The 6092-nt window shown below is 72.8% G+C and carries 7 protein-coding genes; 1 reads left to right on the top strand and 6 read right to left on the bottom strand.

The window, feature by feature from the left end; all coding sequences use genetic code 11:
* Positions 1-26: 26 nt before the first annotated feature.
* The 3 genes from N864_RS18205 to N864_RS18195 all read right to left on the bottom strand — a co-directional run bounded on the left by N864_RS18205 (position 27) and on the right by N864_RS18195 (position 2496).
* Positions 27-776 (bottom strand): DUF4118 domain-containing protein, encoded by a 750-nt coding sequence (locus tag N864_RS18205; RefSeq protein WP_034720370.1) that lies wholly within the window; start codon positions 774-776, stop codon positions 27-29.
* 54 nt (positions 777-830) lie between these two features.
* Positions 831-1670, bottom strand: a complete 840-nt coding sequence (locus N864_RS18200; protein ID WP_034720367.1) for a hypothetical protein — start codon at positions 1668-1670, stop codon at positions 831-833.
* A 136-nt stretch (positions 1671-1806) separates the two neighbouring features.
* The gene (locus N864_RS18195; RefSeq protein WP_051518770.1) at positions 1807-2496 is read right to left on the bottom strand and encodes a DedA family protein; all 690 of its coding nucleotides are present in this window, start codon (positions 2494-2496) and stop codon (positions 1807-1809) included.
* A gap of 231 nt (positions 2497-2727) precedes the next feature.
* On the opposite strand from N864_RS18195, the gene N864_RS18190 reads away from it, so the two are divergent.
* The gene (locus tag N864_RS18190; protein WP_240474394.1) at positions 2728-3267 is read left to right on the top strand and encodes an Hsp20/alpha crystallin family protein; all 540 of its coding nucleotides are present in this window, start codon (positions 2728-2730) and stop codon (positions 3265-3267) included.
* A 33-nt stretch (positions 3268-3300) separates the two neighbouring features.
* Here N864_RS18190 and N864_RS18185 read toward each other — a convergent pair whose 3' ends face one another.
* From N864_RS18185 to N864_RS18175, 3 genes are read right to left on the bottom strand one after another with little or no spacing between them, the layout of a single operon-like run.
* Positions 3301-4416, bottom strand: coding sequence for an NAD(P)/FAD-dependent oxidoreductase (locus N864_RS18185; protein WP_034720364.1), 1116 nt, complete (start codon positions 4414-4416; stop codon positions 3301-3303).
* Positions 4413-4934, bottom strand: a complete 522-nt coding sequence (locus N864_RS18180) for an isoprenylcysteine carboxyl methyltransferase family protein (protein ID WP_034720373.1) — start codon at positions 4932-4934, stop codon at positions 4413-4415. The genes N864_RS18185 and N864_RS18180 overlap by 4 nt, the downstream gene beginning before the upstream one ends.
* A 10-nt stretch (positions 4935-4944) precedes the next feature.
* A complete protein-coding gene (locus N864_RS18175; protein WP_034720360.1) occupies positions 4945-6003 on the bottom strand; it encodes a type III polyketide synthase in 1059 nt (352 codons plus the stop codon).
* Between the last annotated feature and the right edge of the window lie 89 nt (positions 6004-6092).

Raw genomic sequence — 6092 nt, 5'->3', positions numbered from 1 at the left:
CTCACGGGGTGGGGGTCGCCGGGACCTCACGGGGTGGGGGTCGCCGGGACCTCACGGACGACCGAGCTCGCCAGCAGCACGGCGGCCCGCAGCTCGTCCCGGCTCGGCCGAACCGCCCGCGAGGCCGCCACGAGCCGGAAGCGGCCCACGACCCGGCCACCGCGGGCGACCGGGATCGACACCGAGCCGTCGGTCGGCAGCCCCTCGAGCTGCACCGGCAGCGCGCGTCCGTGCAGGCGCACGACGCCCTCCGGGTCGACGAGCACCTCATCGGGCGGCGGCACCCCCTCGACCCACTCCGTCCGGTCGATGCGCAGCACCGAGGTCACCGCAGCGCAGATCGCGGTCGGCAGGGCCCGCCCGCTGGGGTCTGCCGGCAGGTCGAGCAGCCCGACGAGGTCGTCGAGATAGACCTGCCGCCGGGCGGCCGCGGCGCTCTGCCGGTGCCCCCACAGGGCGAGCTCGGTGACCGCGAGGCCGACGAGGAGCAGCGCCACGGCGAGCTGCACGTCCTCGGGACGGTTGATCGAGGCACTGAGGTAGGGCGCGGTGAGGAAGTAGTCGAACCCGGCGGCCCCCGCGAGTGCCGCGAGCACCCCGGCCCAGCGGTCCCCCGTGGCGGCGGCCGCAACGATGGGGATCACGATGACGACCGCCGCGGCGCTCGCGGACAGGTCACCCCGGAGCAGGCCCAGGAGCGCGGCCACGAGCAGCGGGACCAGCACGGCCAACGGCCGGACGACGCCGCGTCGGGCGCCGAACCATCCACCCGTCATGACACCAGTGCAGCACTCGAACCGCCTCCGCGGGAGACCCTGAGGCCGGCCGGTTCAGCGGACCGGCGCCCGCACGCCCTGGCCCCACAGCTCCCGGGTCTGCAGCGCCCAGAACACCGCGAAGCAGCCCACGAGCACCCCCTCGACCCACAGCACGGCGTGATCCCACCCGAAGAGCGCTCGCCAGCCCAGCATGAGCAGGAGCGAGCCGACCATGACGACGGCGACAGCGGCATACCCGTTGGCGTAGTCGGAGGGCGAGGGCACGGCGCCCTCCGCGCGCTGCCGACCGTAGGCCCACGCGTTGATCGTCACGACGGCCACCATGCAGACGAACAGCACGAGCGCCGCGGCGTAGTGCGCGTAGTCGAGGAACAGCGAGCGCGCGGCGAAGAAGACGATCAGGACGGCGACATAGAGCACCACCATCGCGAGGACACCGAAACGCACGGCCGGCTCGAGCCGCTGTCCGGGGCGCAGCGCACGCCGTGCGACGACGATGGTGATCACGTTGCCGCCCAGGCCGAGCACGAGCAGCGCGGAGACGTTGTTCGCGACGTTGGCCGGGGTGTCGCTCACCTCCATCGGCACCGAGCGGCACGGCCCCGGGTACGGCGTCGGCACGAGCGCGATGAGCGGCGTGACGGCGCCGCCGAGGTTGAGCAGGATGTCCTCCCACACGGTGTTGCCCTTGATCACGACGAGGCAGACGCCGACGACGACCAGGCTGCCGACGAGGACGCCCCGGGCGGGGGTGTAGTAGTAGGCGCTCACCGACGGCTGCAGGCACCGCCACCCGGTCGCCCACCACTCGTGCAGCAGCGCGGCGCCGAGCAGGACGACCATGCCGATCATCGCGACCCGCAGGTAGCGGTAGGTCTTGACGGCGTCCATGTCCGCAGGTTGGCACAGGGCGCCGACATCCGCGCGCCGGGCCGGCTCGGGTGGGCGTGATGGAGCCTCGGGCGAGGAGGTATGCCGCTCAGCGGGCCGAGCTCTCAACGGGGCCAGCGCTCAACTGCCCTCGCGCTCAGCGACCCCTCGCGTCGCGGTCGGCCTCCACCTCGTCATGCGCCCGCGATGCCGGCTCGGCGCCCTCCGAGCGGGCCTCGTGGCGGCGGCGCCGCACCGACCAGACGACGAGGGCGACGATGACGACGAGGGCGATGACGACGGCGACGCCGCGGCCCAGCCACTTCTCGACGCGCGCGTACGAGTTGCCGGCGACGTAGCCGATCGACACGACCGTCGCGCCCCAGGCGATGCCGCCGGCGGCGTTCCACATGAGGAAGGTCGGATAGTGCATCCCGGACATTCCGGCCAGGGCCGGCATGACGGCGCGGAAGAAGGCGGTCCACCGGCCGAGGAAGACCGCGACGCCACCCCGGTTGGCCAGCATGTCCTGGGCGTTCTCCAGCCGCTTGCGGTGCTTGCGCAGCGGCCGGAGGGCCATGACCCGGGGCCCGAAGTGCTTGCCGATCTCGAAGCCGACCGTGTCACCGAGGATCGCCGCGACGACGACGATGCCGAGGATGACGGAGAAGTGGACGTGGCCGAGTGAGGCCGCGACACCGCCGAGGATCGCCACGGTCTCGCCGGGCAGGATGAAGCCGACGAAGATCGCGTCCTCGAGGAAGACGAGTCCCCCCACGACGACATAGACGAGCCAGGCGGGCAGGTTGAGGATGTCGTGGACGACGTTGTCGAGGAACGACGGCATCCGTCCACCGTACGTGGATTCGCTGGGACCGGGCTGATGCGAGAGTGGCCGGCCCGGTGCTGAGCCGGCCGGAAAGACGGGACGGAGGTCCGAAACACGGCGGCCGTCGTGGGTAGACAGGAGTACGAGGGCGGTCCACACCGGAGCTCAGCCACGAGCTCTCGTGGCGGTCGTCCTCGCCACACCAGCTGACCGGCTCACCTGCGCCGGTCCCGATTCCGGAGGAGAGAAATGTCCAACATGTTCGACCCGTTCGAGCCGCTCCGGCGCTTCGACCGGATGTTCAACGAGGGCAGCCGTGGCACCGCGATGCCGATGGACCTCTACCGGTCCGGCGACACCTTCACCGTCCGGATGGACCTGCCGGGCGTCGACCCGGAGTCCATCGACATCGACGTCGACGACCGGACCCTGACGGTCCGCGCCGACCGGCACCAGGACGAGCACGCCGAGGGCGCGACGTGGGTGTCGCGCGAACGGATGTCCGGCACGTACGCCCGGCAGCTCACCCTCGGGCGCGGCCTCGCGCTCGACAAGATCAGCGCCGAGTACCGCGACGGTGTGCTCACACTGCAGATCCCGGTCGCCGAGGAGGCCAAGCCCCGCAAGATCAGCGTCTCGCACAGCGGCACCGGCTCGAGCCCCGCGGTCGAGGGCGCCGGCGGTGCGAGCGGCGGCTCGTCGCGCGCGGGCGGGTCGAGTGAGGGGTCTGGCGCGTCGAGCGGGGCGAGCGGCCAGACGGTCCAGGGCGAGATGAGCTCCTCGTCCTGACCCCCGGTCGCGCAGCGGGAACTGCCCGGCCGCCTAGTGCGGCCGGGCCAGTTCGTCGACGGCCCACCGGAACACAGCGGGCAGCCGCTCGGCCGCGGGCACGATGAGCCGTCGCCCGACGCGGGGCCGTGTCGCCTGCACGAGCGCGTGGGTCAGGGCGGCGCTGCGCCACGTCACGCGCCGCCAGGCCGCCTCGTACGTGCCCGGCTCCCCCGCCGCGACGGCTCGCACCGCCTCGCGCGCCTGGGCGATCCCGACCGCGATCCCCTCGCCGGTCAGCGCGTCGACATAGCCGGACGCGTCGCCGACGAGCAGCACCCGACCGGCGACACGACGAATTGCCTTCTGGCGGAATGGTCCTGCTCCCATGACCCGACTCGTGGGCGACGCACCGTCGAGCCGTTCATACAGCTGGGGGAACGACCGAAGCAGGTCGTGGAACGGCGCCCTCCGGCCCGACAGAATCGCCACGCCGACGATGCCCCGCGCCACCGGCGTCACGTAGGCCTCCCCGACATCGGACCAGTGCACCTCGACATGGTCGGACCACGGAGGTATGCCGCTGTGCTGCCGGAGCCCATGTCGTGGCCTCCCGCCGTGGCGCGCTGCCGCCTCCAACCCCAGGGCCCGCCGCGTCGGCGAGTGCAGCCCGTCGGCCGCGACGACATGGCGCGCCCGAAGCGCGGGACCGAGACTTCCCCGGGCGGCCCGCGTCGCGACGCTGACGCACTGCTCGCTCTGGGTGAGCAGTGCGGCAGTGAGCGGGGCAACCTCGACACCGGCCGACTCCGCCGCGTCGAGCAGCGCCTGGTGCAGCGCCGTCCGCCGCACCCCACGCCCGGGACCGTCGCGAAAGGCGGTGTCGACGCCGCGCTGGTCGTCGCTGCGGGGCTGGTCGTCGACACCACGCTGCTCGTCGACGTAACGAATCCCCCTGAACGGCATGCCAACTGGGTCGACACCGAGGGCGGCGAGGGCAGCCACGGCGCCCGGCATGAGGCCCTCCCCGCAGGCCTTGTCGATGACGGCGGTGGCGGCGTGGGGACCCAGCCGCGGCTCGAGGACGGTGACCTCGAGACCCAGCTGAGCGGCATACAGGCTGGTGGCGAGCCCCACGGGACCGCCACCGACGACGAGGAGGTCCCTCATGCGCGCTGGAGGCTGGCGAGGGCGTCGTTCTCGCAGCGGATCCGGACGCTGAGGAGCCAGGCGTTGAGCAGGGTGAAGACGATCGCGGTGAGCCACGCCGTGTGCACGAGCGGCAGGGCGACCCCCTCGGCGACGACCGCGACGTAGTTGGGGTGCGAGAGCCAGCGGTAGGGGCCCGAGGCGACCCGACTCAGCCCGGGCACGACGATGACGCGCGTGTTCCACTGGCGGCCAAGGGTGCCGATGCACCACCAGCGGAGGGCCTGGCTGGCGACGACGAGCGCGAGCATCGGCCAGCCGAGCCACGGCAGGAAGGGGCGCTGCGCAAGCCAGACCTCCGCGACGGCGCCGACGAGCAGGCCGGTGTGCAGGACGACCATGGGCCCGTAGTGGCGCCGGCCGAACTCGCGGCCGCCATGCCGCAGCGACCACGCGGCGTGCCGCTTCGAGACGACGAGCTCGGTGAGCCGCTCGAGCGCGACGACCCCGACGAGGGCCGTGTAGAGCGCCGCCGACAGGGACGACACGTCAGGCCTCGAGCAGGACGAGCTCGAGGCAGAAGCCCGGTCCCATCGCGAGGAGCACGCCGAGGGATCCCGGCTCGGGCGGGCGGTCGGTGAGGGTGTCGGCGAGCACGTGCAGGACCGAGGCGGAGGAGAGGTTGCCGATCCGGTCGAGCGAGCGCCACGTGACGCCGAGCGCGTCCGGCTCGATCTCGAGCGCCTCGGCGAGGGCATCGAGGACCTTGGGGCCACCGGGGTGGGCGACCCACCAGCCGATGTCGGCCCGGGTGAGGCCGTGCTCGGCCAGGAACCGGTCGGTGTCGCCGCGAACGTTCTCGCGGACGAGGTCAGGCACCTCGGCACCGAGGACGATCTGCATCCCGGTGCCGCGAACGTCCCAGCCCATGGCCCGTTCCGTGTCGGGATAGAGGCGGCTCCGGGTGCTGCGGATGCGCGGGGCGCGCTGCGCCGGCGGCCGGTTCGCCCCGGTCAGCACGACCGCGCCGGCGCCGTCGGCGAACAGGCCACTGGCGACCAGGTTCGGCGTCGAGGTGTCGTGCTGCTGCACCGTGAGGCTGCACAGCTCGATCGCGAGCAGGACCACGACGTCGTCGGGGTGACCGACGAGGTGGTCGTGGGCGCGGGCGATGCCGGCCGCCCCGGCGACGCAACCCAGCCCGACGATGGGGATCCGCTTGACGTCGTCGCGCAGGCCGAGCGGCCCGACGAGGCGGGCGTCGAGGGAGGGGACGGCCAGGCCCGTGATCGTCGTCGTGATGAGGACGTCGACGTCTGCCGGCTCGACGCCGGCATGGGCGAGGGCCTGCTTGACCGCACGCTCGCCGAGGGCCGTCGCCTCGACGAGGAAGATGTCGTTGCGCTCCCCGAAGTCACCGAGAGCCGCGTAGTCCTCGATCGGCCGGACGAGGTAGCGCTCGCTGACCCCGGCATTGCGGTGGAACCGCTCGAGGACCTCCCGGTCGACGCCCTCGAGGCCCAGCATGTCCGCGACGGTCCGGGTGAGGCGCGCTTGGGTGTGCCGATGCTCCGGCAGCACCCCGACGACGCCGGCGAGGTGGCTCATCGGTTCACGATATGCCGCAGTCACGCCCTCGCCTCTACCCACTTCCCCGTCGACCGGTCACTTCCTCCCCGTCGACCGGTCACTTCCCC

Origin of the sequence: Intrasporangium chromatireducens Q5-1 (assembly GCF_000576575.1) — a bacterium.
GTDB classification, from domain to species: Bacteria; Actinomycetota; Actinomycetes; order Actinomycetales; family Dermatophilaceae; genus Intrasporangium_A; species Intrasporangium_A chromatireducens.
This window is presented reverse-complemented; position numbering and strand designations above follow the sequence as displayed.